The sequence below is a fragment of the Oxalicibacterium faecigallinarum genome (genome assembly GCF_014635705.1).
GTDB classification, from domain to species: domain Bacteria; phylum Pseudomonadota; class Gammaproteobacteria; order Burkholderiales; family Burkholderiaceae_D; genus Oxalicibacterium; species Oxalicibacterium faecigallinarum.
Map to the genome: position 1 here is coordinate 310185 of NZ_BMDI01000001.1, position 23966 is coordinate 334150.

The window sequence follows — 23966 nt, forward strand, 5'->3', positions numbered from 1 at the left end:
AATTCGACGACGCGTATTTTGTGACGTGTCGCATCAGAAGGAAGCATGATGAGTAAAACGACTTTCCTCGGCTTTGAACAGCCGATTGCAGAGCTTGATTCCAAGATCGAAGAGCTGCGTTTTGTGCAGGACGATTCCGCCGTCGATATTTCCGAAGAGATCGAGCGTCTGTCCAAAAAAAGTCAGCAGCTGACAAAAGATATTTACGCCAAGCTCACGCCTTGGCAAGTGTCGCAGATTGCACGTCATCCGCAGCGTCCATACACCATGGACTATGTGAATGAAATCTTTACTGATTTCCATGAGCTGCACGGTGATCGTACCTACGCAGATGATTTGTCGATCGTCGGCGGTCTGGCGCGCTTCAACGGTCAACCATGCATGGTCATCGGTCATCAAAAAGGCCGCGATACCAAAGAACGCAGCATGCGTAACTTTGGTATGCCGAAGCCGGAAGGCTATCGTAAAGCCATGCGTCTGATGAAGCTGGCGGAAAAATTCGGCCTGCCGATCTTTACCTTTGTCGATACGCCAGGTGCGTTCCCAGGTATTGATGCGGAAGAACGTGGACAGTCGGAAGCGATCGGTCACAATCTGTACGTGATGGCGGAACTCAAAGTCCCGCTGATCGCCACCATCATCGGTGAAGGTGGTTCTGGCGGTGCACTGGCAATTGCCGTCGGCGATGCCGTGCTGATGTTGCAATACTCGACCTATTCGGTAATTTCGCCAGAAGGTTGCGCGTCGATTCTATGGAAGTCTGCAGAACGCGCATCGGACGCGGCTGAAGCACTCGGTCTGACGGCACATCGTCTGAAAGCCATGGGTCTGATCGACAAGATCATCAACGAACCGCTCGGTGGAGCACATCGCGATCCAAAACAAATGGCTTCCCTGCTCAAGCGGGCATTGGCCGATACCTTGCGTCAGTTCCAGGGTGTGAAGACCAAAGACCTGCTGACTGCACGTCATGAAAAGATCATGGCCTATGGCAAGTTCAAGGAACTCAACGCAGCGGAGTAACGTGGCAACATCATTTGTTCTGCAGAACGAATTTGAACGCGCGTTAGGAGAAATCCGGACGCGCGTTTCTCTTTGCGCAACGGTTGATAGCGCAACAGCGTCTGCTCCCGCATTGAGTATCGCAATTGCGTTCAGTGGGGGGCTTGACTCAGCTGTCTTACTACATCTCGCACATGTCTATGTAAAACAGCATGGGGGGCGACTGCATGCGTTTCACGTCCATCATGGCTTGAGCCCGCATGCAGATGAATGGGCTGCACATTGCCGCAAAACGTGTGATGCACGAGGCATTGCGTTCGATATGCGTCAGATTTGCCTTGAAGGCACGCGTAGCATTGAAGAAGCGGCTCGCAAACGCCGGTATGCCGCCCTGGGGGAAATGTGCCGCACGCACGCGGTGTCATTGTTGCTGACAGCACATCATCAGGATGATCAGGCGGAAACGGTGTTGCTGCAGTTATTGCGTGGTTCCGGTGTTGCCGGCTTATCGGGTATGGATCGCGCTAATCAGGCTGCCGACTTGCTTGGAGATGACGCATTGTGGATGGGACGCCCTTTGCTGGATATCTCTCGCGATTCGCTGGAAGCGTGGGCGCAGCAGCATCAACTGCTGCATGTCGAAGATGAATCGAATGCCGATCCGCGCTACGCACGCAATGCATTACGACATCATGTGATGCCGCTTATCGCGACGGACTTCCCCGGATTTCAGCAGCGTTTCGTGCGGACGGCACAGCACATGCAATCTGCGCAGCGCCTATTGATTGAGCTCGCTGAACAGGATCTGTCAGCCTGTTTGGTTGATCACTGTATCGATGTGGCAAAGTTGGCTGGTTTCAGTCGTGACCGCGTCGATAATCTGTTGCGCTACTGGTTCGGCTCGCGCGGGGTACGCATGCCGTCGACAGCATGGCTCAATGAAATGCGCGCGCAACTGTTCGAGGCCAAGGAGGATGCGCAGCTTTGTGTCACGCATGCGGACTGCGAGATTCATCGCTATCGGCAAAAAGTATTCATGACACCACGCATTGATCCTGCAGCCTTGCCGCAAGCGGCACAGGCTTTTGTGTGGGCAGGCGAATCCAGTCTGTATTTCCCCGCATTTGGCGGGACCTTGCATATCGAACCTGCCGAGGAGGGCATGAGCGCGGCGTGGCTTGCTGCACAATCGCTGTGCCTAGATGTGCGGCGTGGCGGCGAAGTATTGAAGCTCGCCGCAAATCGGCCGACAAGATCATTGAAAGCGCATTATCAGGCAGGCGATGTGCCGCCGTGGGAACGTGTGCGCCTGCCCATCGTATTTGCAGATAAGCAACTGATCTATGCTGCAGGCATCGGAATGGACTGCCATGCTTTTGCGCCGGCCAAGGGCGATCGGCTGCAATTTCGTTGGGTTTTCGATCATGAAAATGGATGAAAAAGCGGTTCGTCACGCCCGAATCAGGCACCGCCTTGGTGCTGTGCAAACCTTGGCCGGACTTGTCTTTCTCTCTCGCAGCCTGTAAAGTCGAGGGTTGATTTTTGAAGCATTTCTCATTTCCGAACACTTTCCCCTATGGCTTTAATCGTTCATAAATACGGCGGCACGTCGATGGGTTCGACCGAGCGCATCAAGAATGTGGCTCGACGCGTTGCCAAATGGCATGACGCTGGTCATCAGATCATTGTGGTGCCTTCCGCCATGTCGGGTGAGACCAATCGCCTGATCGGTCTGGCCAAGGAAGTCATGTCACAACCCGATCCGCGTGAGTTGGACATGCTCGCATCGACGGGGGAGCAGGTTTCGGTTGCGCTTCTGGCAATGGCATTACAGGCAATCGGCAAGGATGCGGTCTCTTACGCAGGTTGGCAGGTTGCGATCAAGACGGATTCTGCTTATACCAAGGCGCGCATTCAATCGATCGACGACACCAAGGTGCGCAAGGATCTGGATGCCGGCCGCATCGTGATCATCACCGGTTTTCAAGGTGTGGATGACGAGGGCAATATCGCAACGCTCGGTCGCGGTGGTTCGGATACCTCGGCTGTGGCTGTCGCGGTTGCGATGCAGGCGCAGGAATGCCTGATTTATACCGATGTCGATGGTGTCTACACAACCGATCCGCGTGTTGTGACCGAAGCTCGCCGTCTGAACACGGTGACGTTTGAAGAGATGCTGGAAATGGCATCGCTCGGCTCCAAGGTCTTGCAGATTCGTTCGGTTGAATTTGCCGGCAACTACAAGATGCCAACCCGCGTGTTGTCATCACTGACCGATCCAATGATCCCGCTGGAAGAGGAAGCTAAATCCGGCACACTGATTTCGTTTGAGGAAGATACACACATGGAACAAGCCGCAATCACCGGTATTGCATTCAACCGAGACGAAGCAAAGATTACGGTTCTGGGCGTGCCGGATCGTCCTGGCATCGCCTACCAAATCCTTGGCCCGGTTGCTGACGCCAATATCGAAGTCGACATGATCATTCAGAACCAGTCGGTCGACGGAAAAACGGACTTCACCTTCACCGTGCCACGTAATGATTACGCCAAAGCGATTGATGTGCTGAACGAGAGTGTCAAGACGCATATCGGTGCAGCCAGTATCGAGGGTGATACCAAGGTCTCCAAAGTGTCGGTCGTCGGCGTTGGCATGCGTAGCCATGTCGGTATCGCTTCGCAAATGTTCCGCACCTTGTCGGAAGAGGGCATCAACATCAAGATGATCTCCACGTCTGAAATCAAGATCTCGGTCCTGATCGATGAGAAGTACATGGAGCTGGCAGTGCGTGCACTGCACAAGACATTTGATCTGGAAAAGAGTAATTAAATCGACTTTGCATGCTTGGTCTGGTTGACCGGATCATCATGAAAAGTTATCATGCTGGACCTTTCGGTAGCGAGTAACTGTGCTGCTGCAAAGTGTGGAGACGTGGCCGAGTGGTCGAAGGCACTTCCCTGCTAAGGAAGCATATGGGCTTAAACCTGTATCGAGGGTTCGAATCCCTCCGTCTCCGCCAAGAATCGAAGCCCTTGATGAAAATCAAGGGCTTTTTTCTTTCCTCGGCATAAATCATTTTATTGGAAGTAAAGCAGTTGACTATTAAACGAAGCAAACGCTGGAATGGCGAGATGGATACCTTGTTGCCGGCGTATCTGAACGAGGTGGTGCGCCAGATGACGGCGTATGGTGATCGTGTGAGATTCAGTCTGGTGGGCAGCAGCGCGCAGCCAGCGTATCAGGTGATCAATTCTTTTGAGAAAAAAATGGCGTTTGATGTGAATCATCATCTGCTGCATCCGTCTGAAGAAGAGTTTTCGGATACGACCGCAACAAAGATCTTTTCTCTTGATCAGGTGCACGCATTGATTGCGAATGCAGGCATGAAGCAGCAAGCCGCAGCGCGTCCGGTTCGCGCTACCGTCAGACGTAGTAGCGGAGCAAGTCGCCCCGTAACGGCAGCACAAAAGATGGAGGAGAATCTGGATGCGCAAAAGTACGCATACTTCAAGGAACACAGCGCAACGCTGCCGGAAGGTATCAGGGAGCATTCGCAGGAAATCTCGCGTCTGATGAAAACAGGATTGACTGCTGAAGCGGCATTTACTCAAGTGGTCAATGAGTACTTCTGATGTTGTGCGCACCGATGCATGACAGCAGATCGCATCAAAAAAGCCCGCATCCGCGGGCTTTTTTGTTCTTGAGACATCTATAAACGGTAGATTTTTTCACCCGTTTGCACAATTCTGAATTTGGCATCGGACAGAGGCTCTAGTGAACGACCATCCTTGAGCTTGTAACTTTTGACGCGAGGAAGCGTGCCCTCATCGTCCTGATAGACCTCAACGTGGTATCCCGCGCCAGTCTTACCTTTTGCATCGAATTTCTCAATCAGATCCATCATTGTCTCCTTATGGCGGTCGCGCACCATTCCCGGGCGAAGCAACCTTTTGCTATGGATAAGCCGGTCACAGTCACGGATTTCTCCGTTTGTTATATGGATCGGGCCACGTCGAACTTAATTAAGCTGGTGTGGCCTGATCATCTTAGAGGTAAAAAACGAGGATTTCTGAAAAAATCTGAAAATTTTTTTGAGGTGACCCTAAAGTTCGCGTTTTGCCTGCCGTTAAGAAATACAGACAACCGGAAATCTTTTTGAAAAAAACTCAAAAATATTTTGTTTGAACCCTAAAGTTCTGCAAAACCGTGCCGTTAAAGAAACAGGATGTGGCGTAAAAGAGAAATTTTTTGCTGTTCGCAGACTGTTTTTTGAAAAATATCGTTAGTAATTAGTAAATAAAATTCGGTCTTTCTGACACTTTTCCAAGTGTCCGTCTGCAGTAGGTCAAAACACGCAGACGTAATATCCAAGCGCCTCTCCGCCCTGTTGAAAGCGGGGTGATATCAATGCTGGTCGACGTTTGTAAGACAAACGCCTACCGGCTCGTTGTCGTCTGTGCTGTATAAAAAAACAGAGCAGAGCCAATTCCTGCTGATCAGCCCCCAATTCAGAATGCATTCACGGCGAGCAAATTTGCAGCCGAACATTTTCCGAGTAAGGGCCGATCATGACGAACAACGACATCATTGCTGAAATCCGCGACGCTAATCTGGGTTACCTGATGCTGGCACAACAAATGATCCGGGCCGACAAGGCAACGGCAATCTTCCGCCTTGGCATCAGCAGCGAAATTGCTGATCTGATCGAAGGCATGAACAACGCTCAAATTCTCAAGCTTGCGGGGGCCAACATGATGTTGGCACGATTTCGATTTGACGACGGCGCCATCCTTGGAATGCTGACCAACTACAACAAGGATCGCTCGCTCGCGCAATCTCATGCAGCGATTCTGATGGCAGGGCAAGCCATCGAACAGATCGCCTGAGTGTGCATTGAGTTCCGAATTATTCTTTCCTTACTGACGCGAGCGCAAAAATGGCCAAGAAAAGTGTTGTGACCGAATCTCAGGAAATCCAGTTGGCGATTGAGTTGATCAATCTGGGGGCCAGATTGCAATTGCTGGAATCGGAAACATCGCTGTCGCGTGAACGTTTGCTGAAGCTGTACAAGGAATTACGTGGTGTGTCGCCCCCAAAAGGTATGCTGCCATTCTCCACCGACTGGTTTATTACCTGGCAGCCGAACATCCATTCTTCCCTGTTCATGGGAATCCATAAATATCTGGTCGAACATGCGCAGGTATCCGGTATTCAGGCCGTGATGAAAGCCTATCGCCTGTATCTGGAGCAGGTTGAACCTGGCGCGGATGGCGAACCGATTCTGTCTTTGACCCGCGCCTGGACCTTGGTGCGCTTTTTCGAGAGTAAAATGTTGTCGACGGCATGCTGCAGTGAATGCGGCGGACATTTCGTCGTGCATCATCTCGATTTGAAAGCAAATTACACCTGCGGTCTGTGTCACATGCCGTCCAGAGCCGGTAAGACAAAACGTGCCAAACTGGATTCCGCATTGATGGCAGCCTGATCGGGGTCAACTATCGGATTTCTGCGTGAAAAGAAAGCGGCGTCGTAACCACCAGTCGAGTTCTGTCAAACCTCTCCATCGAGCGCCTGCGATCTTGGCGCTCGTTCTGCAAGTTCTTTCCTTTGTCGTCACCTTATTGCTGATTGTCTGTCTGGACGCAATCTTTGGCGTTGCTGTGCATGTCGTGCTGGCGGCGACGCTGCAAGGTGGGATTGCCGCTGCACTTTCGCGCGTATGCAAGCAGGCACCATGGTGGCTGGCGATTCAGTTTTTCTTTCCGATCGTGTTGGTGCTGTTGCTTGGGTTGCATTTGCCGCCAACCTTGTTTCTTGGCGCGTTTCTGATTTTGCTATTGCTCTACTGGAGCACCTACAGAACACAAGTGCCGTTTTATCCTTCCCGTATGGCGGCCTGGCAGGCAGTCGAGTCACTTTTGCCATCAACATCGCCCATTCGCATCATTGATATCGGAAGTGGATTGGGCGGCTTGTCGTTGCATCTGGCAAAACAACGTCCCGATGACGTGTTGCAGGGCATCGAGATTGCGCCATTGCCATGGTTCATTAGCAGGTTGCGCGCTCGGTTTTCTCGCCGTCATGTTGATTTTGTGCGTGGTGATTATCGCGATCTCGACTTCGCGCAGTACGATGTCATTTTTGCTTATCTGTCTCCGGCTGCCATGCCGGATTTGTGGCAGAAGGCGCGCGTGGAAATGCGGCCGGGCACACTGTTATTGAGCTATGAATTCCAGATACCGGATGTGACGGCCGAAATCGTAATGAGGCCGGAGGAAAAGGGGCCTGAGTTGTACGGATGGAAAATGTAAAATTTATTTGCTGTGCAGTTTGCTTTCAAGCATCAAGTTCCCCTTATCCTAGCCGTTGAAGATGACATCTCCATCATTTTGTACCGACGGATATGCAACAGCGCTCCGCGAGTTGAGTTGCGTATAGGCAATCGTTAGGGCAATAATGATAGCTAACCCCATCCAAACGGAGCCTTCGCTTGTTAGTCATCATCGGTTATCTCGTTGTCCTCGGTTCTGTATTTGGCGGTTTTGTCTTGGCTGGCGGTCATTTGCATTCGCTGTTCCAGCCGGTCGAATTGCTGATGATTGGCGGGGCGGCGACAGGTGCCTTCTTTGTCGGTAACAACGGCAAGGCAATCAAGGCAACCCTGAAGGCACTGCCGAGCACGCTCAAGGGCTCCAAGTACAACAAGGCTTTGTACATGGAATTGATGACCTTGCTGTTTGAAATTCTGAGCAAGGTACGCAAAGAAGGCTTGATGTCCATTGAAGGCGACGTCGAAAGTCCCGAAGAAAGTCCTATCTTTTCCAAATATCCCGCTGTACTGGCTGACCATCACCTGACCGAGTTTATGACCGATTACCTGCGTTTGATGGTGTCGGGCAATATGGATGCGTTTCAGATTGAAAATCTGATGGATAACGAGATCGAAACCCACCATGCCGAAGGGGAAATCCCGGTCCATTGCATTGCCAAACTTGGCGATGGCTTCCCCGCGTTCGGTATCGTTGCCGCCGTGATGGGTGTGGTCCACACGATGGCGTCCGTCGGTTTGCCGCCAGCCGAGCTGGGTATCCTGATTGCGAATGCGCTGGTGGGTACCTTCCTCGGTATTTTGCTGGCATACGGTTTTGTGTCGCCGCTCTCCAGCGTGCTGGAACAGAAGTTGCACGAATCGTCGAAGGTATTCCAGTGCGTAAAAGTGACCTTGCTGGCCAGCTTGAATGGTTACGCACCGGCACTGGCAGTTGAATTCGGTCGCAAGGTTCTGTTCTCGACAGAGCGTCCTTCGTTCAGCGAGCTTGAGGAACACATCAAGCAATCGCGTTCGAAGTAAGCATTGTTGAACATTCATTGCAGAACACAGCGTATCTGAGCGGAGACTTAAATGGCTGACGAAGGACTCCGTCCCATTATCGTAAAGCGGATCAAGAAGGGCGGCGGCGGTCACCACGGCGGCGCCTGGAAGATTGCGTACGCCGACTTTGTGACGGCGATGATGGCGTTCTTTCTGCTGATGTGGTTGTTAGGGTCGACGTCGAAAGGCGACCTGCAGGGAATTGCCGATTATTTTGCGAACCCGCTTAAGGTGGCGATGGCCGGTGGATCTGGCAGTGGCGATGCGACTAGCGTGATTCAGGGCGGCGGTAAGGATTTGACGCGCATTGATGGCCAGCAGAAAAAAGGCGAAGACGATAACGCGACAAAGAAATTCAATCTGAAGGCTGCCGAAGAAGAATTGGCAAGGGCGGAAGCGCGTCGCTTGCGGGCGCTGAAAGAGCGTATCGAACTGGCGATTGCAACCGTGCCGAGCCTGCAGCAATACAAGAATCAGCTTCTTCTGGATATCACGACAGAGGGTTTGCGCATCCAGATCGTGGATGAAAAGAATCGCCCGATGTTTGCACTCGCGCGCGCCGAGTTGCAACCGTATACCAAGCTGATCCTGCATGAGATTGCCAAAACCCTTAACGATATTCCCAACAAGATCAGCCTGTCCGGCCATACGGATGCGACACCTTATGCCAGCGGTGAGCGCAGCTACAGTAACTGGGAACTCTCCTCGGATCGCGCCAACGCGTCCCGTCGCGAACTGATTGCAGGCGGCATGCAGGAAGACAAAATGCTGCGCGTGGTCGGCCTGTCATCGGCGGTTTTGTTTGACAAGGAAAATCCTTTCAATCCCATCAATCGGCGTATCAGCATCATCGTCATGAACAAAAAGACGGAAGAGTCGATTGAAAAAGAGAATCAGACAGTTGATGTGTCGGATGAAGCGTCCGTGCAGAAGGCTGTCGAGCAAGGCGCTCAAATCGGACCAGTAGCGCCGCCATCGGGTACGCCAAATCCACATGCTCCTGCACTTGCAGTCGCCGCCGAAGCGGCGGCTGCGGCATCGTCGGCGCAAGGGGTGACAGCGCAAACACCACGTTGAGTCACACGGCCCGACCATCCACGATATTGCTCACATGACGACCCCTCATTCGCTGGCACCCAAACTACAGGATGTAATGTCATCGTTGTCCGAGCATGGCCGACAACATCTGACTGAGATTGAGTCCGATCTCTTGCAGACCAATATGTTGCTCAAGGAAGCGATCATCAAACTGAGCGCGAGTTTTATGGCTATTCATGAAGCGACCCAAGAGCAGCAGGTGATCGTAGATCATCTTCTGGCTGAGGGCGCGAATACGCAGATGGCGCATTCCTTGCGGGACGCATCGTCCAAAGTGGCCTTGTGCGTGAACGCGGCGATAACCGGCTTGCAATTTCAGGACATGACGGATCAGTTGATTGCACGCACGATGCAACGAGTAGTGGGCTTTCGTGACGTGCTGGAAATTTTCTGTACGACGGGTGAAGACTTGGGCTTGCAGGAAAATGAGGCTAGTATGCTTGCCATTCTTGATCGTATGAAAACGACACTGGAGCAGGAGAGTGTAAGTCTCGAGCAGATATTACGCAAAGCGGTGCGTCAGACGCATATGGAAAGTGGCGACATTGAATTGTTTTGAATACGTATAACTTCATCACAGACGTCGTTTCGTCTGAAAACAGTATCAAGCAGGAGTAGAGATGGCAAAGACAATTTTGGCAGTAGACGATTCTGGATCGCTGAGACAGATGGTGGTGTTCAGTCTGCGTGCAGCAGGCTATCAGGTAACTGAGGCCGTGGATGGACAGGATGGTCTGGATAAAGCCAAGACACAGGTTTTCGATCTGGTGCTGACTGATCAGAATATGCCGCGCATGGACGGTTTTACATTGATTCGTTCCCTGCGTGCCTTGCCGACTTATCAGAAGGTGCCGATTCTGGTGCTGACGACCGAATCCAGTGATGAAATGAAGGCAAAGGGACGTGCCGCCGGCGCCAATGGCTGGCTAGTGAAGCCTTTCGATCCCCAGCGCCTGACAGAGGTCGTCAAAAAAGTCATCGGTTGATGCGCATATAACGAGAACGATGAGTACGGAAATCACCGTACTCACAATAAACGGGGTAAGGCAATGACCATCGACATGAGTCAGTTTTTTCAGGTTTTCTTCGATGAGACTGAAGAACTGCTGGCAGAGATGGAAAAGCTGCTGCTTGCAGTCGACATCGAAGCACCTGATGCCGAAGATCTCAATGCGATCTTTCGCGCGGCGCATTCCATCAAAGGTGGTGCAGCGACGTTCGGCATTACTGATCTGACTGAAGTCACGCACGTTCTGGAGACCTTGCTCGACAAGATCCGCAAGGGTGAGATGGCATTGATGCCAGAACACGTCGATGCCTTTTTGTCGGCAAAAGACGTTCTCAAAATGCAGCTCGACGGCCATCGCCTGCATACGGAAGTCGATCTGGATGCGGTTGCCGACGTGCGCATCATGCTGGAATCTCTGGCGCAGGAAGCGGGTGCGCAGGTTGCGCCACAACCTGCCGTGGCAACGATCGCACCGCCACCGATTACCGCATCCGTTGTTCAAACACACGGTAACCGGATTTTCCGTGTCACCCTCCCGCTGCCGACCACACCACGTGATGTCGATGCGTTGACGGCCGAGTTGGGTTTGCTTGGCGACATCCAGCGCGTGACCCTGGCGGACCAGCGGACCGAGTTTACGCTGACGACAAATGGCAGTCAGGATGACATCATTGCCATTTGCTCGTTCATTCTAGATCCTGACGAGTTGCAGATTGAAGAGGACACTGGTGCTCAGTCGGCTGCGGCGCAACGTCTTCAGGAAGAAGAGCAGGGCTATGGTTTTTTCGAGCCATTGTCTGCCAGTGAACAAGCACAGGCAACGCGTGAGCAGGAAGAGGCACAGGGGTACGGCTTCTTTGAGCCGCTGGAGGCTACGGCTTCCGCTGCAGTGACGGTGGCACATACTACCGATCCGGCTGTTGATGCTGGCGGCATTGGCAAATCAAGTGCAGCAGAACGCAAACCAGCCGCCAAACGTGAAGAAAAATCAGCGGCGGCACCTAGTGCCGAGTCCACCTCGATCCGTGTCGGCATTGAAAAGGTGGATCAACTGATCAATCTGGTTGGTGAGCTGGTGATCACACAAGCCATGATTGAACAACGTACCGGATCGCTCGATCCCATGCTGCATGAACGCCTGCTCAACAGCGTATCGCAACTGACGCGCAATACACGCGATTTGCAGGAAGCTGTCATGTCGATTCGCATGATGCCGATGGATTACGTGTTTTCCCGCTTTCCTCGCATGGTGCGCGATCTGGCCGGCAAGCTCGGCAAGAAAGTCGAGTTTGTGACCCATGGCGCAGCGACGGAGCTTGATAAAGGATTGATCGAACGGATCGTCGATCCGCTAACCCATCTGGTACGCAACAGTATCGATCATGGCATCGAGGCACCCGATGTCCGAATCGCTGCGGGCAAACCGCCGATGGGACAGCTTTCGCTCTCTGCGGCACACCAAGGCGGCAACATCATTATCGAGGTCAGTGATAACGGTGGTGGTCTGAACCGTGAACGTATCCTCAGCAAGGCAAAACAGAACGGCTTGCCTGTCAGTGACGACATGCCGGACAGCGACGTGTGGCAACTGATCTTTGCTCCGGGATTTTCAACGGCAGAAGCCGTAACGGACGTGTCCGGTCGGGGCGTCGGTATGGATGTCGTCAAACGGAATATTACGGCGATGGGAGGGGTTGTCGATATCGCATCCAGCAAGGGCTTCGGCACCACGATCTCGATTTCTCTGCCGCTCACGCTGGCGATTCTGGACGGGATGTCGATCAGGGTTGGCGAAGAGATTTACATTCTCCCGCTGGGTTACGTGGTCGAGTCTCTGCAGCCATCGAAGGATGATGTCAAGGAGATAACCGGGCAAGGCAGAGTGATCAAGGTACGTGGCGAGTATCTGCCATTAATTCCTTTATACAAGATTTTTGATGTAACACCCCGTTTTACCGACCCATCTCAGGGTATTGTAGTGATACTGGAATCGGAAGGTCGCAAGGCTGCCTTGTTTGTCGACGATCTGGTTGGACAACAGCAGGTTGTGGTCAAAAATCTGGAGTCGAATTATCGCAAGGTAGCAGGGATTTCTGGCGCGACGATTCTCGGAGATGGCGGCGTCTCGCTGATTATTGATGTGGCAGCGCTACTACGCTCGAGCAAGCAGTTGAGCGAAGACCCGGTTTATTTTTGAATAGCATGATTATCAGGAGGGAGACAAGATGAATGATGTCTTGAAAAACAATACGACCGGTAGTGAAAACGGCAATGAGTTTCTGGCATTCAAACTGGGCAAGGAAGAGTACGGCATCGATATTCTGAAGGTGCAGGAAATTCGTGGCTATGAAGCGGTTACCCGCATCGCCAATGCACCGGATTTCGTCAAGGGCGTGGTCAATCTGCGCGGCATCATCGTGCCGATCGTCGATATGCGCATCAAATTTAATTTGGGCGAACCAACCTACGATCAGTTTACCGTTGTCATCATTCTCAATATCGGTGGGCGCGTCGTCGGCATGGTGGTGGATAGTGTGTCTGACGTGATCACGCTGGCGCCGGAACAGATTCGTCCTGCGCCGGAAATGGGCACGGCATTCAATACCGATTATCTGATCGGTCTGGGTACGCTGGAAGAACGCATGCTGATCCTGGTCGATATCGATCGTCTGATGTCCAGTTCCGAAATGGGTTTGATCGAAACGATCGCTGCCTGATGTGATCATCGACAGCAGTGCGGTCGATGTTTATCGCGGCAGAATCTGACGGAGATCGCGCATAGCGAGAGGCTAACAAGGAAACATCTGCATCATGAAAGCAAACGCGCAAATCCGGCCGGAAGGCACAAAGGAATTCGAATTTACCGCGCGTGACTTTGAACGAGTACGTGGCTTGATCTACAAGCGCGCGGGTATTGCCCTAGCCGAAAGCAAGCAGGAAATGGTGTACAGCCGTCTGGCACGCCGCTTACGTGCAACCGGCATCAATTCGTTTGAGACTTATCTTGATTCATTGGAACGCCATAGCGATGGTGCAGAGTGGGAGGCATTCACCAATGCGCTTACCACCAATCTGACGTCATTCTTTCGCGAAGCACATCACTTTCCGCTGCTTGCCGAGCATCTCAAGAAGACCAAGGCTCCGCTGGAAATCTGGTGCAGCGCGGCGTCCACGGGTGAAGAGCCCTATTCCATTGCCATTACAGCATGCGAGGCGTTCAATAGCCTGACGCCGCCGGTACGCATCATTGCAACGGATATCGATACCAACGTATTGCAGACCGCCGAGAATGGTATTTACACGATCGATCGCCTGGAAAAAATGGCGCCGGAACGCATGCGTCGTTTTTTCCTGAAAGGCAAGGGCGCACAGGAAGGCATGGTGCGTGTGCGCCCTGAATTGCGACAGATGATCACCTTTCGTCAGCTCAATCTGCTTTCGGATCACTGGCCTGTGTCTGGTCCGTTCGACGTGATTTTCTGTCGTAACGTCATGATTTATTTCGATAAGCCGACGCAAGGCAAAATTCTTGATCGCTTTGCGCCGATGATGAAAGAAGATGCATTGCTGTTTGCCGGGCATTCGGAAAATTTCCTGTACGCCAGCAATGCTTACAAATTACGTGGCAAAACGGTCTACGAACTCGATCCGAACCGCAATGCGGGCGGCTCCAGAGTGCGGCGCGCATGAGGGAGAGGACATGATAGGACCAGTCAACGAGCATTTCGCGACAAACGTCTATTTTGACCGGACGTTTGACCGCGATGCCGCCAAGATATTGCCGGGCGAGTATTACTACACCGGCAAGGACATGTTGATCGTGACCGTGCTGGGCTCCTGTGTATCGGCCTGCATCCGCGATCGGGTCTCGGGTGTCGGTGGCATGAATCACTTCATGTTGCCCGATGGTGATGTGGACAGTCCGGTTTCCGCTTCGGCACGCTATGGCACGTATGCCATGGAAATTCTGATCAACGACTTGTTGAAAGCGGGCGCGCGTCGCGAAAATCTGGAGGCCAAGGTGTTTGGCGGCGGCAACGTCCTGCGTGGTTTCGTCAATATGAATGTCGGAGAGCGCAATGCGCAATTCGTGCGCAATTTTCTGAAAACAGAAAATATTCGCATCGTGGCAGAAGATCTGAACGACATCCATCCGCGCAAGGTGTATTACTTCCCGCGCAGCGGCAAGGTGTTGGTCAAGAAGCTGCGCCAGCTCAACAACAATACGCTGGTTAATCGCGAGCAGGATTACGCCAACCGTCTGCAGGCGGGCAATGTAAGCGGAGATGTCGAACTCTTTTCGTGAGTTCGTCCAGGTAAAACAATAATTCAGAACAAGACAACCTATGAAAACCAAGGTCCTCATTGTTGATGACTCTGCATTGATTCGCAGTGTGATGAAAGAGATCATCAATAGTCAGCCCGATATGGAAGTGGTCGGTGTGGCGCCAGATCCCATCATTGCGCGTGATTTGATCAAGCAAACCAATCCGGATGTGCTGACGCTGGATGTCGAGATGCCGAAAATGGATGGTCTCGATTTCCTTGAGAAGCTCATGCGTCTGCGCCCCATGCCGGTGGTGATGGTGTCGTCGTTGACGGAACGCGGTTCGGAAATCACACTGCGTGCGCTGGAACTGGGCGCCGTGGATTTTGTGACCAAGCCCAAGATGTCGATCCAGAGCGGCATGCTGGAATACACCGAGATGATTGCCGACAAGATTCGCGCGGCTTCCCGGGCACGCATCAAGGCGCGTCAAATCATGCCCGTGGATGCCGGTAAGGCCAGTGGCGGCGCGTTGCCACAGATTCGCAATCCGCTTACCAGTAGTGAAAAGCTGATCATCATCGGTGCCTCGACAGGTGGCACGGAAGCGATCAAGGATTTTCTGATGCAGATGCCGTCCGATTGTCCGGGCATTTTGATCACGCAGCATATGCCTGCGGGGTTCACCAAGTCATTTGCGCAACGTCTGGACAACCTGTGCAAGATCAGCGTCAAGGAATCCGAAGGCAACGAACGTATTCTGCCGGGCCATGCCTATCTGGCACCGGGCGATATGCATTTGCAACTTGTCCGCAGTGGCGCCAACTACATGACGCAGCTCGATCAGGGACCGCCGGTCAACCGTCATCGTCCTTCGGTCGATGTGCTGTTTCATTCTGCCGCGACACACGCCGGTAAAAACGCCGTCGGTGTGATTCTGACCGGCATGGGAAAAGATGGGGCACAGGGCATGCTGGAGATGAAGAAGGCCGGTGCATACAACTTTGCGCAGGATGAGGCATCGTGCGTCGTGTTCGGTATGCCACGCGAAGCGATTGCTGTTGGGGCTGCACATGAAGTCGGCGCCTTGCAAGCGTTGCCGTCGATGGTGATGAATTATTTGTCAACAAACAGCACCCGCGCGTTGCGCGTATGACGAATAGCGGGCTATTGTTGTCTCTTTTTCTTTCTGCGTGACGGCTGCCACAGGGCATAATAGCAACGATCTGGATAAACACGCGTTCGGTCTGTATAGGGACTGATGACGAATCAAGAATGAATGGAGTAATTCATGGCAGGTCCAAATACCAAGTTTCTCGTTGTTGACGATTTCTCGACGATGCGTCGTATCGTGCGCAATTTGCTGAAGGAACTGGGCTATACCAACGTCGATGAAGCAGAAGATGGCGCAATGGCGCTGGCCAAACTGCGCAGCGAGCAATTCGATTTCGTGGTCTCCGACTGGAACATGCCCAACATGGACGGCCTGACGATGTTGCAACAGATTCGTGCTGATCCGGCCTTGTCCAAATTGCCAGTGCTGATGGTGACGGCTGAAGCCAAGAAGGAGAACATCATCGCGGCTGCGCAAGCCGGTGCCAACGGTTACGTCGTCAAGCCGTTCACGGCGGCCACGTTGGACGAAAAGCTGGCAAAGATTTTCGAAAAACTCGCCAGTACCGGAGGTTGAGTTGACCGCTGCTTCGGGGGGAGCCGTTATGCAGCGAATGGATGCGATGTCACCGGAAACACCCGCCAGCGAAGAAATGCTGGCGCGTGTCGGTCAAATGACACGTGCCTTGCATGAAAACCTGCGCGGTCTGGGTTTCGATCAGTTGCTCGAGCGCGCTTCCAACGATATTCCGGATGCGCGGGATCGTCTGGATTATGTTGCCCGCATGACGGAACAGGCGGCGCAACGCGTTCTCAATGCGACGGATCTGGCCGGACCTCTGCAGGAGCGTATTCAAAACGACGCGTCCGCGCTGGCCCACGACTGGCAGCAGGCGCTGAATCTTCCATTTTCGGAACAGACATTCCGCGATCTGGCAGCACGTACGGTGAGCAGTCTGCAACAGACACAGCAAGCCTCGGTCGAGACGCGCCAGCATCTGATGAATATCATGATGGCGCAGGATTTTCAGGATCTGACGGGGCAGGTCATCAAGAAAGTGACGGAACTCGCGCACGGTATCGAACAGCAATTGTTGCAGGTACTGGTCGATTACACGCCATCGGAGAAAATGCGCGATGTCGATACCGGCTTACTGAATGGTCCGCAGATTCACCCCACCGGACAGGATGTCGTCGCCACGCAGGAGCAGGTTGACGATCTGCTGGACAGCCTTGGTTTCTGATCAAGATTTCAATTTGCGATAGCTTGTGCTTATTCATGTCGGATAACCAATTTCTCATTCGTTCGCCGCTTGTCAGTCCGGCGCATCAGATTCTTGGCTACGAGTTGTCCTGGTACAGCAGCGTGGAAGGTGGTGCGCTGTCTGGTGATGAAGAATTGCTGGCGCTGACTTCCTTTGCGTCTTCTCAATTGATCAAGAGTGACGGCACATGGCTGCTTGGCAGCCTGATTCTGTTTTTTGAAGTCACGCCGGCGGTGCTGGCCTCTGAACAGATCGAGGTACTGCCGCCCGCTAACACGGTATTCCGCATGACACTGGCTGATCTGTCGGACGGTGATACGCTGGAACGCGCGCGCGCCTTGCGTCAGCTCGGTTACGGCATTTCGCTTTGTAATGCGGATGATTTGCCAACTGATAGCCCGTTGCTGTCTGTGATCTCGCATGCCGAGGGCGCGTTCGGTAAGTCGGCTAGCAACGTCGCTCTCTTCAAACAGGCTGGTGTGCAGACTCTGGTGCGGCAAGTCGACGACTGGGATACCTTTGACGCTTGTCTGGCGGACGGTCTGCCCGTATTCATCGGCAATCTATACAACAAGCCACGCGTGCTGACCACGCCCAAGGGATTGAGCCCGGCGCAGGTCATCATCGTGCAGTTGATGGACATGGTGCGCAAGAATGCCGATGTACGACAGCTGGAAGAAGTGCTCAAGCGCGATGCAGCGCTGTCCTATAAATTGTTCCGATACATCAACAGCGCCAGTTTCGGGCTTGGCGTGGAAATCCAGTCCTTGCGTCACGCCGTGACCATGCTGGGGTATTCGCCGTTGTACCGCTGGTTGTCGCTGCTGCTGGCTGCCCTCAGCGACAACAGCCAGGCGGCCTTGCTGATGCAGACAGCCATCGTGCGCGGCCGGATTGCCGAGCTTGCAGGGCACGGGATTCTGCCAAAGCATGAAGCCGAGAATCTGTTCGTGGTTGGTATGTTCTCCTTGCTGGATCGCCTCCTGGGTATGCCGATGAACGACGTGCTCGGACATATCCATTTGTCGGATGCGGTTTCACAGGCCTTGCTCACGCGGGATGGCATGTATGGTCCGTTCCTCACATTGGCTGAATCATGTGAAAAAGACAATGGCCCGCTGGCAGCCACGGCCGATTCGCTGTTTATCCGGGCGCGACAGATCAACGAAGCACATCTGGAAGCACTGGCCTGGTCGCAGAAAATCAAGCCTTGACGCATCGAGCCGGCGTTCTTGTTGGCGCCGTCTCACGTTGAACATCAGTCCATTTCTGATTTGACGTCGCTCCGTCCCGCCTTTGCCTGCAATTCGTGCAGAGCAGAAACATTAATAGCGGGTAGTTTCCCTTCTTATTCCCCCGATGGCCGCGTCGCTTTCTGACCAATAATCGCACTCATCGGTCCGTATGGCGTCATTCCCGACCCAAACCGGACTGCTCAGGAGTCGGCCTTGGCTGAAGAAAGTGATCTCGAAAAGACGGAACCCGCGTCACCGCGCAAGCTGGAAAAGGCGCGGGAAGAGGGCGACGTCCCCCGTTCGCGTGAGCTGGCAACGTGTACGTTGCTGCTCGGCGCTGGCGCGGCTTTCTGGTTCACAGGTGGCAGCATGATCAATCAGATCAACACCATGCTGTCCTCCGGCCTGTCATTCAACCGTGACATGGCATTCGACATGAATCTCCTGCTGACGCATACCGCGTCGCAAATCATCGATCTGCTGATCGCTTTCCTTCCGGCTGCCCTGATTTTGATCGTGGTGGCGCTGGCTTCTCCCATGCTCATTGGTGGCTGGCTGTTTAGCGCCAAGGCACTGCAACCCAATTTCGCACGCATGAACCCGATCAAGGGACTGGGCAACATGGTCTCGACGCGTGCAGCAGTCGAACTCGGCAAGGCAATTGGTAAAACTTTGCTGGTCGGTTGCATTGCCTATACGGTCATCCGGTTTGAAATTGACGCTGTGATGGCATTGAGCGTCGAGTCGCTGAAAACCGGCGCAGAGCATCTTGGTCATCTGATGCTGCTGACTTTCACCTTTATTGCCAGTGGTCTGATCATCATCGCCGCAGTTGATGCGCCGTATCAGATGTGGCAGCACGCCAAGAAACTGATGATGACCCGTCAGGAAGTGCGTCAGGAAGCCAAGGAATCCGACGGTAACCCAGAGATCAAGGCCAAGATTCGTCAGACCCAGCGTGCCATGGCACGTCGTCGCATGATGACCGAAATACCAACCGCGGACGTCGTCGTAACCAACCCGACCCACTTTGCCGTGGCACTGAAGTATTCGGAAAACGGCATGCGCGCACCGAAGGTCGTCGCCAAAGGTGCCGATGAAGTGGCCGCCAAAATCCGCGAGATCGCGATTGAAAACAATGTGGTGTTGCTCGAGGCGCCGCCGCTCGCACGTGCATTGTTCCGTCACACCGAGCTGGGCGATGAAATCCCGGAAGGCCTTTATGTCGCCGTTGCCGAGGTCCTGGCCTACGTCTTCCAGCTGCGCGCCTATAGCAAACATGGCGGGCAACGTCCGCAAAAACCGGTCGATCTGGATGTGCCACCACAGATGGATCCTCTTAACCCTGCTGCACAAAACGGTACAAAACAATGAACAGCCTGAATTTGCCCTCATGGATGGCGGGTACCAATTCGCGTGTGATCGCTGCACCAATTCTCATCGTCCTCATGCTGGCGATGATGGTATTGCCTCTGCCGGCCTTGGCGCTGGATATGCTGTTCACCTTCAATCTGGCCTTGTCGATCATTGTCCTGCTGACGGCCTTGTACACCGTCAAGCCCCTGGACTTCATGGTGTTTCCAACCGTGTTGCTGGTGACCACGATGCTGCGTCTGTCGTTGAACGTGGCTTCCACACGTGTCGTGCTGACCGAAGGCCACGCCGGTCCGGATGCAGCAGGCAAGGTGATCGAAGCGTTCGGTCACTTCCTGATCGGCGGCAACTACACCGTCGGTATCGTGGTGTTCATCATCCTGACCATCATCAACTTCACCGTCGTGACCAAAGGTGCGGGCCGTATTGCGGAAGTTGGTGCGCGTTTCGCTCTGGATGCGATGCCAGGCAAGCAGATGGCGATCGATGCAGATCTGAACGCTGGTCTGATTGGTGAACAGGATGCGCGCATGCGTCGTACGCAAGTGGCACAGGAGGCCGAGTTCTACGGTGCGATGGACGGTGCAAGCAAATACGTTCGGGGCGATGCGATCGCCGGCATCATCATCACCGTCATCAACATCGTTGGCGGTCTGATCGTCGGCATGATCCAGCATGACATGGCATTCTCGAACGCGATTGAAAACTACACCTTGCTGGCCATCGGTGATGGTCTGGTGGCGCAGTTGCCATCGCTGATCATCTCGACCGCGGCCGGTATCATCGTGTCGCGCGTGGCCAGCGATCAGGACATCGGCGGCCAGCTGATCGGCCAGTTGTTTGCCCGTTCACAAGTGCTGTACATTGCCGCCGGCATCATTGGCGGCATGGGCGTGATTCCCGGCATGCCACACGTTGCCTTTCTGTTTCTGGCTGGCGTTCTGGCTGGTGCCGGCTACCTGATCGCACAGCGCGCCAAGAATGCACCGCAGGTCGAGGCCGAAGTCGCACAACCCCCAGCCGCTGCACCGGAAGTCGAAGAAGCAAGCTGGAACGATATCGTGCAAGTCGATACGCTGGGCCTAGAAGTGGGCTATCGCCTGATTCCGCTGGTCGATAAGGCACAGAGCGGCGAACTGCTGCGTCGCATCAAAGGTATTCGCAAGAAGTTTGCACAGGAAGTGGGTTTCCTCTCGCCACCAGTGCATATTCGCGACAACCTCGAACTCAAGCCATCGGCTTACCGCATCACGCTCAAGGGTGTGGAAGTCGGTAACGGAGAAGCACATGCGGGTCAGTATCTGGCGATCAATCCTGGCATGGTCACCGGTACCTTGCCCGGCGCTGTGACCAGCGATCCGGCGTTTGGTCTGCCTGCGACATGGATCGATTCGCACATGCGCGATCAGGCGCAAGGCATGGGGTACACCGTGGTAGACGCGGGCACCGTCGTTGCAACCCATCTGAATCATCTGATCACCACGCACGCATCGGAACTGCTGGGTCGTCAGGAAGTGCAGGCATTGCTGGATCATCTGACCAAGGAATCGCCCAAACTGGTCGAGGACCTGGTGCCGAAGCTGATGACCTTGTCGGCACTGCAAAAAGTGCTGCAAAACCTGCTGATCGAAGGCGTGCACATCCGCGATATGCACACCATCATCGAAACCCTGACCGAGCACGCTGCCTACACGCAGGACGTCAACGATCTGACTGCACTGGTCCGCGTTGCACTGGGTCGTGCCATCGTGCAGCAACTGTTCCCTTCGTCCAACGAACTGTCGGTGATGACGCTCGACAATCGTCTGGAGCGTCTGTTGATGCAAGCCATGCAGTCCAACGGTGCCGATGGTGCAGGGATCGAACCAGGTCTGGCAGATACCATCGCCGCGCAGGCAGAAGCCGCCACGCGCCAACAAGAACAAATGGGACTGACACCAGTGTTGCTGGTACCGGCCCAACTCAGAACCTTGCTCTCGCGCTTCCTGCGCCGTGCAATTCCACAATTGAAGGTGTTGTCGCACGCAGAAGTGCCTGACACCAAAACCATCAGGGTAACCAGCCTAGTCGGAGGTCAAGTATGAACGTCAGAAAATTTACCGCACCCACATCGCGTGAAGCGTGGCATCTGGTACGCGAGGCGCTCGGTGCAGACGCCGTCATTCTCTCCAATCGCTCGGTGGAAGGTGGCACGGAGATTCTGGCGCTGGCTGGTGAAGACATGGCCGCACTGGCGGCACCGGTTGTCGAAAAATCCGCGATCTCGCCACAGACGCTGGCCGCCTTGTCGACAAAGCGTGCTGAAGCGCCCGCACTGAGCTTTGCTCAACCGAATGCAGCGATCAGCATCAAGCCTGCAGCCAAAGCGACACCGGCGGCAGCACCCGCCAAGCAATCGGCCCATGCGGAGGTCGCGCCGGCAGCATCTGCATTTGATCGCAGTGAGCTGGATTCCGTAATGAACGAAATCCGCAGCATGCGTGGCATGCTCGAAATGCAGCTGGCCGAGCTGGCATGGACCGATCAGCAAAAGAAAGAGCCAGCGAAATCCAGTGTCCTGCGTGAAATGCTGGCAGCCGGTTTCAGCGCCAGCCTGTCACGCTATATGATCGAACGCATGCCGGCCGGTGCATCGCACAAGCAAGGCATGAGCTGGATTCAGGGCGTGCTCGCAAAGAACCTGACGACCATCACCAGCGACGATGAAATTCTGGAAAAGGGTGGTGTCTATGCACTGGTTGGTCCGACCGGTGTCGGCAAAACCACGACCACGGCCAAACTGGCCGCACGTTGCGTCATGCGTCACGGTGCCGGCAAGCTGGCGCTGATCACGACCGATGGTTATCGTATTGGCGGTTACGAGCAGTTGCGCATCTACGGCAAGATTCTTGGCGTAATGGTGCATTCGGTCAAGGATGAGGCCGATCTGCGCATCGCACTGGAAGAACTCAAAGGCAAGCACACCATCCTGATCGATACCGTCGGCGTCAGCCAGCGCGACAAGATGGTTGCCGAGCAGATTGCGATGCTGTCGGGCGCCGGTACCGAAGTCAAACGCCTGCTGTGCCTCAATGCCACCTCCAATGGCGAAACGCTGAATGAAGTGGCACGCGCCTACATGGGCGATGGTCTGGCTGGTTGCATATTGACCAAACTGGATGAAGCTGCAACCATTGGCAATGCACTGGATGTCGCCATTCGCCAGAAATTGAATTTATACTACGTGGCAAATGGACAGCGCGTACCGGAAGACCTGCATGTCGCCAACAAGGCATATCTGGTTGACCGTGCCTTCAAGCTCAAGCGTGAAACCGCGCCGTTCCGCTTCAACGATGCGGAGATTCCGCTGGTCATGGCCAATACGGCACGTGCAATGAATGATAAAAGTCTGCGTGAGGTGATTCTTGGCTAGTTTTGAATGTGATCAGGCTGAAGGGCTGCGCCGCCTGCTTGCAGGGCCACGGCCACGCATCTTCACATTCCTTTCCACGACATCGGTCGCTGACAAGGGCACCATGCTCGTCAATCTGGGTGCTTCGCTCGCTGAATGCGGTCGTGATGTGGTCATGCTCGATGCGTGCACCTCGGATCAGGGGCTGGTGCATCGCATGGGCGCAGAGGTCAGCGCAACCTTGCTGGATGTTTCACGTCAGCATCGTGCGTTCGATCAGGCAGTGCAGATGATGCCCCAGGGCTTTCGTCTGGCGTCGCTGACGACGGGTTCGCGCCGTGCGATGACGCATGATCTGGTGGAGTCGCGTCGCCTCGCCAATACCTTTCATGTACTGGCTGCACAAGCCGACGTCGTAGTGGTCGATGCCGAGCTGGATGATGCGGATGCCTTGCCACTGAATGTGCTGGCCAATGGCGATATCGTGATTCAGGTTTCGCCTGCTGCAGCGTCGATCACGGATGCCTATGCCCTGATCAAGCGTTTGTACGCGCAGCTTGGTCGTCGTCCGTTTGGCATTCTGGTGACCGGTGCAGATGAACAAGAAGCTGCCGTCGTGTATCAGAATCTGGCGCAGGCAGCGAGTCGCTATCTGGCCATTTCCCTGTTCTCGATCGGCTCGATTCCTGACGATGAACAGGTCACGCGTGCTGCCCGTCTGGGGCGCGCGGTGATCGATGCCTTTCCGCGTGCAGGTGCGGCGACAGCATTTCGCCGTCTGGCGCAGCGCTTCGCCGTACCGGACGCGATAGCAGGCAGAGTAGAACTCGGGGTTTGAT

24 protein-coding genes and 1 tRNA gene are annotated in these 23966 nt (G+C 54.1%); 24 read left to right on the top strand and 1 reads right to left on the bottom strand.

What is annotated here, in order from left to right; all coding sequences use genetic code 11:
• The first annotated feature begins 48 nt into the window (after positions 1-48).
• The 5 genes from IEV29_RS01460 (at position 49) to IEV29_RS01480 (ending at position 4635) form a co-directional block, all read left to right on the top strand.
• Complete coding sequence (locus IEV29_RS01460) at positions 49-1023, top strand: acetyl-CoA carboxylase carboxyltransferase subunit alpha (protein ID WP_188379496.1); 975 nt, start codon at positions 49-51, stop codon at positions 1021-1023.
• Positions 989-2440 (top strand): tRNA lysidine(34) synthetase TilS, encoded by a 1452-nt coding sequence (tilS, locus tag IEV29_RS01465; protein ID WP_188379497.1) that lies wholly within the window; start codon positions 989-991, stop codon positions 2438-2440. The genes IEV29_RS01460 and tilS overlap by 35 nt, the downstream gene beginning before the upstream one ends.
• Positions 2441-2578: 138 nt before the next feature.
• A complete protein-coding gene (locus IEV29_RS01470; protein ID WP_188379498.1) occupies positions 2579-3832 on the top strand; it encodes an aspartate kinase in 1254 nt (417 codons plus the stop codon).
• Positions 3833-3928: 96 nt separating this feature from the next.
• A tRNA-Ser gene (locus IEV29_RS01475) sits at positions 3929-4022 on the top strand.
• 76 nt (positions 4023-4098) lie between these two features.
• Positions 4099-4635 (top strand): hypothetical protein, encoded by a 537-nt coding sequence (locus tag IEV29_RS01480; protein ID WP_229726147.1) that lies wholly within the window; start codon positions 4099-4101, stop codon positions 4633-4635.
• Between the two features lie 77 nt (positions 4636-4712).
• Here IEV29_RS01480 and IEV29_RS01485 read toward each other — a convergent pair whose 3' ends face one another.
• Positions 4713-4904, bottom strand: coding sequence for a hypothetical protein (locus IEV29_RS01485; protein ID WP_188379499.1), 192 nt, complete (start codon positions 4902-4904; stop codon positions 4713-4715).
• 667 nt (positions 4905-5571) lie between these two features.
• Here IEV29_RS01485 and flhD point away from each other — a divergent pair.
• From flhD to IEV29_RS01580, 19 genes are all read left to right on the top strand, one after another.
• Positions 5572-5889, top strand: coding sequence for a flagellar transcriptional regulator FlhD (gene flhD, locus IEV29_RS01490; protein WP_188379500.1), 318 nt, complete (start codon positions 5572-5574; stop codon positions 5887-5889).
• 50 nt (positions 5890-5939) lie between these two features.
• On the top strand, positions 5940-6488 hold the full coding sequence (gene flhC / locus IEV29_RS01495) for a flagellar transcriptional regulator FlhC (RefSeq protein WP_188379501.1): 549 nt from the start codon (positions 5940-5942) through the stop codon (positions 6486-6488).
• Positions 6489-6582: 94 nt separating this feature from the next.
• Entirely contained in the window at positions 6583-7314 is a 732-nt protein-coding gene (locus tag IEV29_RS01500; RefSeq protein ID WP_229726149.1) for a class I SAM-dependent methyltransferase, read from the top strand.
• 179 nt (positions 7315-7493) lie between these two features.
• Complete coding sequence (gene motA, locus IEV29_RS01505) at positions 7494-8354, top strand: flagellar motor stator protein MotA (RefSeq protein WP_188379503.1); 861 nt, start codon at positions 7494-7496, stop codon at positions 8352-8354.
• A gap of 51 nt (positions 8355-8405) precedes the next feature.
• Complete coding sequence (gene motB / locus IEV29_RS01510; protein WP_188379504.1) at positions 8406-9452, top strand: flagellar motor protein MotB; 1047 nt, start codon at positions 8406-8408, stop codon at positions 9450-9452.
• A gap of 34 nt (positions 9453-9486) precedes the next feature.
• Positions 9487-10032, top strand: a complete 546-nt coding sequence (locus tag IEV29_RS01515; RefSeq protein WP_188379505.1) for a chemotaxis protein — start codon at positions 9487-9489, stop codon at positions 10030-10032.
• A gap of 61 nt (positions 10033-10093) precedes the next feature.
• The gene (locus tag IEV29_RS01520) at positions 10094-10459 is read left to right on the top strand and encodes a response regulator (RefSeq protein ID WP_188379506.1); all 366 of its coding nucleotides are present in this window, start codon (positions 10094-10096) and stop codon (positions 10457-10459) included.
• A gap of 63 nt (positions 10460-10522) precedes the next feature.
• A complete protein-coding gene (gene cheA / locus IEV29_RS01525) occupies positions 10523-12679 on the top strand; it encodes a chemotaxis protein CheA (RefSeq protein ID WP_188379507.1) in 2157 nt (718 codons plus the stop codon).
• 28 nt (positions 12680-12707) lie between these two features.
• The gene (locus IEV29_RS01530) at positions 12708-13199 is read left to right on the top strand and encodes a chemotaxis protein CheW (RefSeq protein ID WP_188379508.1); all 492 of its coding nucleotides are present in this window, start codon (positions 12708-12710) and stop codon (positions 13197-13199) included.
• 94 nt (positions 13200-13293) lie between these two features.
• Positions 13294-14172 carry a CheR family methyltransferase gene (locus tag IEV29_RS01535; RefSeq protein WP_188379509.1) on the top strand — a complete coding sequence of 293 codons (879 nt, stop codon included), beginning with the start codon at positions 13294-13296 and terminating at the stop codon, positions 14170-14172.
• 10 nt (positions 14173-14182) lie between these two features.
• A complete protein-coding gene (gene cheD / locus IEV29_RS01540) occupies positions 14183-14788 on the top strand; it encodes a chemoreceptor glutamine deamidase CheD (protein WP_188379510.1) in 606 nt (201 codons plus the stop codon).
• 40 nt (positions 14789-14828) lie between these two features.
• Positions 14829-15905, top strand: coding sequence for a protein-glutamate methylesterase/protein-glutamine glutaminase (locus IEV29_RS01545; RefSeq protein WP_188379511.1), 1077 nt, complete (start codon positions 14829-14831; stop codon positions 15903-15905).
• Positions 15906-16040: 135 nt separating this feature from the next.
• Positions 16041-16439, top strand: a complete 399-nt coding sequence (cheY, locus tag IEV29_RS01550) for a chemotaxis response regulator CheY (RefSeq protein ID WP_188379512.1) — start codon at positions 16041-16043, stop codon at positions 16437-16439.
• 37 nt (positions 16440-16476) lie between these two features.
• A complete protein-coding gene (cheZ, locus tag IEV29_RS01555; RefSeq protein ID WP_373464212.1) occupies positions 16477-17106 on the top strand; it encodes a protein phosphatase CheZ in 630 nt (209 codons plus the stop codon).
• A gap of 35 nt (positions 17107-17141) precedes the next feature.
• Positions 17142-18341, top strand: a complete 1200-nt coding sequence (locus tag IEV29_RS01560) for an EAL and HDOD domain-containing protein (protein WP_188379514.1) — start codon at positions 17142-17144, stop codon at positions 18339-18341.
• Positions 18342-18575: 234 nt separating this feature from the next.
• Complete coding sequence (gene flhB / locus IEV29_RS01565) at positions 18576-19736, top strand: flagellar biosynthesis protein FlhB (RefSeq protein WP_188379515.1); 1161 nt, start codon at positions 18576-18578, stop codon at positions 19734-19736.
• Positions 19733-21820: a flagellar biosynthesis protein FlhA gene (flhA, locus tag IEV29_RS01570; protein WP_188379516.1), complete on the top strand. Its 2088-nt coding sequence runs from the start codon at positions 19733-19735 to the stop codon at positions 21818-21820. The genes flhB and flhA overlap by 4 nt, the downstream gene beginning before the upstream one ends.
• Positions 21817-23148, top strand: coding sequence for a flagellar biosynthesis GTPase FlhF (gene flhF / locus IEV29_RS01575; protein WP_188379517.1), 1332 nt, complete (start codon positions 21817-21819; stop codon positions 23146-23148). The genes flhA and flhF overlap by 4 nt, the downstream gene beginning before the upstream one ends.
• A complete protein-coding gene (locus tag IEV29_RS01580) occupies positions 23141-23965 on the top strand; it encodes a MinD/ParA family ATP-binding protein (RefSeq protein WP_188379518.1) in 825 nt (274 codons plus the stop codon). The genes flhF and IEV29_RS01580 overlap by 8 nt, the downstream gene beginning before the upstream one ends.
• Position 23966 lies beyond the last annotated feature (1 nt).

What these genes read in the sequence shown, in the direction of transcription:
- flhD (WP_188379500.1), top strand. Translation starts at nt 5,572, where the DNA reads ATGACGAACAACGACATCATTGCTGAAATCCGCGACGCTAATCTGGGT.
- IEV29_RS01545 (WP_188379511.1), top strand. Translation starts at nt 14,829, where the DNA reads ATGAAAACCAAGGTCCTCATTGTTGATGACTCTGCATTGATTCGCAGT.
- IEV29_RS01520 (WP_188379506.1), top strand. Translation starts at nt 10,094, where the DNA reads ATGGCAAAGACAATTTTGGCAGTAGACGATTCTGGATCGCTGAGACAG.
- IEV29_RS01515 (WP_188379505.1), top strand. Translation starts at nt 9,487, where the DNA reads ATGACGACCCCTCATTCGCTGGCACCCAAACTACAGGATGTAATGTCA.
- motB (WP_188379504.1), top strand. Translation starts at nt 8,406, where the DNA reads ATGGCTGACGAAGGACTCCGTCCCATTATCGTAAAGCGGATCAAGAAG.
- IEV29_RS01530 (WP_188379508.1), top strand. Translation starts at nt 12,708, where the DNA reads ATGAATGATGTCTTGAAAAACAATACGACCGGTAGTGAAAACGGCAAT.
- IEV29_RS01470 (WP_188379498.1), top strand. Translation starts at nt 2,579, where the DNA reads ATGGCTTTAATCGTTCATAAATACGGCGGCACGTCGATGGGTTCGACC.
- flhA (WP_188379516.1), top strand. Translation starts at nt 19,733, where the DNA reads ATGAACAGCCTGAATTTGCCCTCATGGATGGCGGGTACCAATTCGCGT.
- IEV29_RS01535 (WP_188379509.1), top strand. Translation starts at nt 13,294, where the DNA reads ATGAAAGCAAACGCGCAAATCCGGCCGGAAGGCACAAAGGAATTCGAA.
- flhF (WP_188379517.1), top strand. Translation starts at nt 21,817, where the DNA reads ATGAACGTCAGAAAATTTACCGCACCCACATCGCGTGAAGCGTGGCAT.
- tilS (WP_188379497.1), top strand. Translation starts at nt 989, where the DNA reads ATGGCAAGTTCAAGGAACTCAACGCAGCGGAGTAACGTGGCAACATCA.
- flhC (WP_188379501.1), top strand. Translation starts at nt 5,940, where the DNA reads ATGGCCAAGAAAAGTGTTGTGACCGAATCTCAGGAAATCCAGTTGGCG.
- IEV29_RS01460 (WP_188379496.1), top strand. Translation starts at nt 49, where the DNA reads ATGAGTAAAACGACTTTCCTCGGCTTTGAACAGCCGATTGCAGAGCTT.
- cheZ (WP_373464212.1), top strand. Translation starts at nt 16,477, where the DNA reads ATGGATGCGATGTCACCGGAAACACCCGCCAGCGAAGAAATGCTGGCG.
- IEV29_RS01560 (WP_188379514.1), top strand. Translation starts at nt 17,142, where the DNA reads ATGTCGGATAACCAATTTCTCATTCGTTCGCCGCTTGTCAGTCCGGCG.
- cheY (WP_188379512.1), top strand. Translation starts at nt 16,041, where the DNA reads ATGGCAGGTCCAAATACCAAGTTTCTCGTTGTTGACGATTTCTCGACG.
- IEV29_RS01485 (WP_188379499.1), bottom strand. Translation starts at nt 4,904, where the DNA reads ATGGATCTGATTGAGAAATTCGATGCAAAAGGTAAGACTGGCGCGGGA.
- cheA (WP_188379507.1), top strand. Translation starts at nt 10,523, where the DNA reads ATGACCATCGACATGAGTCAGTTTTTTCAGGTTTTCTTCGATGAGACT.
- cheD (WP_188379510.1), top strand. Translation starts at nt 14,183, where the DNA reads ATGATAGGACCAGTCAACGAGCATTTCGCGACAAACGTCTATTTTGAC.